The organism is Candidatus Aquicultor sp. (assembly GCF_054640775.1).
The window spans coordinates 1-2,767 of the sequence record NZ_JBTSLF010000305.1 but is presented as its reverse complement, the minus strand read 5'-3'; the positions used below and the strand labels follow the sequence as shown (position 1 = coordinate 2,767).

General features: G+C 45.9%; 4 protein-coding genes and 1 pseudogene. All 5 read right to left on the bottom strand.

The features are described 5' to 3' along the window. Window positions 1-653: TolB family protein (locus tag ACYC56_RS14525; protein WP_461374886.1), on the bottom strand; the 653-nt coding region annotated here is incomplete at its 3' end. 316 nt (window positions 654-969) lie between these two features. Beyond that, window positions 970-1,476 carry a hypothetical protein gene (locus ACYC56_RS14520; RefSeq protein ID WP_461374885.1) on the bottom strand — a complete coding sequence of 169 codons (507 nt, stop codon included), beginning with the start codon at window positions 1,474-1,476 and terminating at the stop codon, window positions 970-972. 83 nt (window positions 1,477-1,559) lie between these two features. Then, entirely contained in the window at window positions 1,560-1,895 is a 336-nt protein-coding gene (locus ACYC56_RS14515) for a hypothetical protein (RefSeq protein ID WP_461374884.1), read from the bottom strand. A gap of 327 nt (window positions 1,896-2,222) precedes the next feature. Beyond that, entirely contained in the window at window positions 2,223-2,540 is a 318-nt protein-coding gene (locus tag ACYC56_RS14510) for a hypothetical protein (RefSeq protein WP_461374883.1), read from the bottom strand. Between the two features lies 1 nt (window position 2,541). After that, window positions 2,542-2,767, bottom strand: a pseudogene (locus ACYC56_RS14505) (hypothetical protein); the annotation flags it as partial.

Genomic DNA, 2,767 nt, shown 5'->3' with positions numbered 1-2,767 from the left:
TCGGTTGTGCCTGTCGAGCGATCGTGGACAAAAATATCAAAGAACCCATTACTGTCACCCTCCATAAAGCTATTTGCACCCGAAACAAACACCACATAACGGCCGTCTGCGCTGATGCGGGCATTCCCACACCAACCAGTCGCCTCTCCCCCCAAGCTGGAGACACTTACCCGCTCGGTCGTTCCGGCAACACGGTCGCGCACAAAAATATCGGTGCTATTATTGTTGTCACCTTCTACGAGATTATTAGCGTCCGATGAAAACGCCACAAAGCGCCCATCCGCACTCGTAGCGGCGTCAAAGCTATACCCATTAGCCTGCCCACCCGAATTTGTTACGTTAACCCGCTCGGTCTCGCCTTTAATGCGATCACGCACAAAAATATCCCAACTATTATTGGTATCCTCCGGCACAAGGTTGCCGGCCGCCGATGCAAACGCCGCATAGCGCCCATCATCACTCACCGACAAGAATGCGCTTTCACCACCGCTTGCCGAATTGCCCTGCTCGCCGATACTCGAAACGCTTACGCGCTCCGTCCTCCCCGCGGTTGCGGCGTTCGCGCTCGATACGAGTCCCGCAACAAGTACACATACTAGAGCAAACAACAGCAATCTCGCTGAACGTGCCCTCCTTAAAAATCTAAACCGCATATCTAAATCCTCCTTATCGAAAACAAATCATCATCTAAAAGCCTGAAATCAGTCTAAGCGCCCCATAGAGATGCACTGAATATAAAATTTGCGGCAATAATTAGTACGATTTGTGATGTAACCAAACATGTTGCACTATTTGTGCGGTCAGACAGGCAAAAAATAATCCCCGCCTGCTAACCGTCAGTAGCTGATTGTTAGAACGAAGAATTCAAAGTGGAACGCTTTTCAAGCATCAAAAGCATATATTTTATATCGGCAGATTTACACCCGACTTTACCATAATTTGGTAATTACTCTTCTATGTATCTAGTGGCTAAAATAATTTTCCCTTAATTTTAAAGTCGCCCGGGCTCAGCTTCCATTTCTTACAGAAGCGCTCTATCTCCTCCTTAACGCGCTCGTGGGCTTTAAAGAACTCATACGCCTCATCCTTCATCTTGTCGCTCTCTTTAAGCGCAGACTTAGAACCACGGCTGCCGGACTTCCTCTTTCCCTCGAACCGCGCCAGCTCATACTGAAACTCGCTAATCAAGACCAGGTTAGATTTGAGCGCCCGCAAATCAGTCACCACAGCCCGGTCGACAAGCTTGCTCTTGATCTGCGGCGCCTTATCCTCAACCGCACCCAGCCCCCGGCCATTATCCGTGTTCGCCAGGTCCTTCGCAATCGTCTCATCTAGCCGAGAAAGCGCCTTCGCTTGCTCGACCAAAAACTTGAATTGGGCGATCTCATGCTGTCGCTCGACAATAACGAACGCAGCAATGCTATTTACCGCTAGAAAAAACAGGATGCTTATAGCAACCAAGACCTTCTTAACCATAACACCCGTACCCCTATGAGTATCCGACGTTTGATTAATTATACGCTATCAAGCAGGTGTTTCGTCTAGTGTATTTGAGAAAATTACCCAACCGCCTCTTCTATCACCCGCAGAATCTCAGCCTTATCGATCGAAACTTCCTTACCGGCGATAGAGACAAACGATATCTTCTCGGCACGGGCCTCCAATTTATCATACAGCCAAGTGGCAAACTCACCAACCGAAGTATCCTCATCAATATCGATGCCAAGGTCGATGATCTCAGACCCCTCGTTACCCTCCTCAGGCATCAGACTCTCCGAACTAACAAGCGCCTTTCCCGGCGTAAGCACTCCCCACCTGCTCGGAAACCTGTGCTTCCCGATTATAAACATCCCCAATTCTTCATCCGTAGAAATAATCCTTATGTCTATTCGCATACTTCAACCCTTCCTGCTACAAAATAATTCTTATTAAGTAATTCAAAACGATCTTAAGTTACTTTATAAACCATCTTAGAAATTATCCTAAAAAAGATGTGTACTGTTATCTTAACAGCTTCTTGGCCGCTGAACAGCTCTTTACTCAATTTCACAAGGTTTTCTATAAAATCATGCGGTCGCTTCTTAAGTTTCGGATTGGATTTCGGTGTTCTTCTTAACAGCTAAAACTTCTGTTAAACCTCAAAAAGGTCAGCTTGCACTGACCTCTACTGTCGAGACTGTCACCTCGTTCTGCACAACAATCTCTAAGTGCTCCCTATAAAACTAAACAAAGTGCTTGGACAAGATATTGCGAAACTTCCTTGAATTCTCTCTCGGGCCAATGATGACAATTTTCATATTGTTGTCGGGATAATCTAACGGTTTGCTCTCTAAAGAACTAACCTCTTCTGAGATGGTAAGTTCGCCCGAAACATCAATGACTATCGTGTTGATGGATCGCTCAAGGTAGCGCCGTATTAGCAGCACCAAGCAGTAAAGATTAGAGGTCTTAAGAATACCCCCGAACTTTATCACTATAAAACCGTTAAGCCGTGTACACTCAAAGCTTGTCGAACTCATATGAACCCTTACTTCGTCCAAACTATGAACAGGTTGCTAACTGATTGCTTGCTATGTAATAGATACAACGATCAAAGGCAGCCCGAGTTACGGCCATATGTGGTTTTTTTACTATAATTTTGTATCGTTTTACTATTTGATAGAGTGAAGGGCTGGAACCAACCAGCCCCTCCTCATCAAACCGTACGTGAGGTTTTCCCTCATACGGCTTTCCGACATTCTTTCTTCCGTGAGCATTCAGATTACAG

Excerpts from the sequence above, each read along its gene's own strand:
- ACYC56_RS14515 (WP_461374884.1), bottom strand. The coding sequence starts at position 1,895 with ATGCGAATAGACATAAGGATTATTTCTACGGATGAAGAATTGGGGATG.
- ACYC56_RS14520 (WP_461374885.1), bottom strand. The coding sequence starts at position 1,476 with ATGGTTAAGAAGGTCTTGGTTGCTATAAGCATCCTGTTTTTTCTAGCG.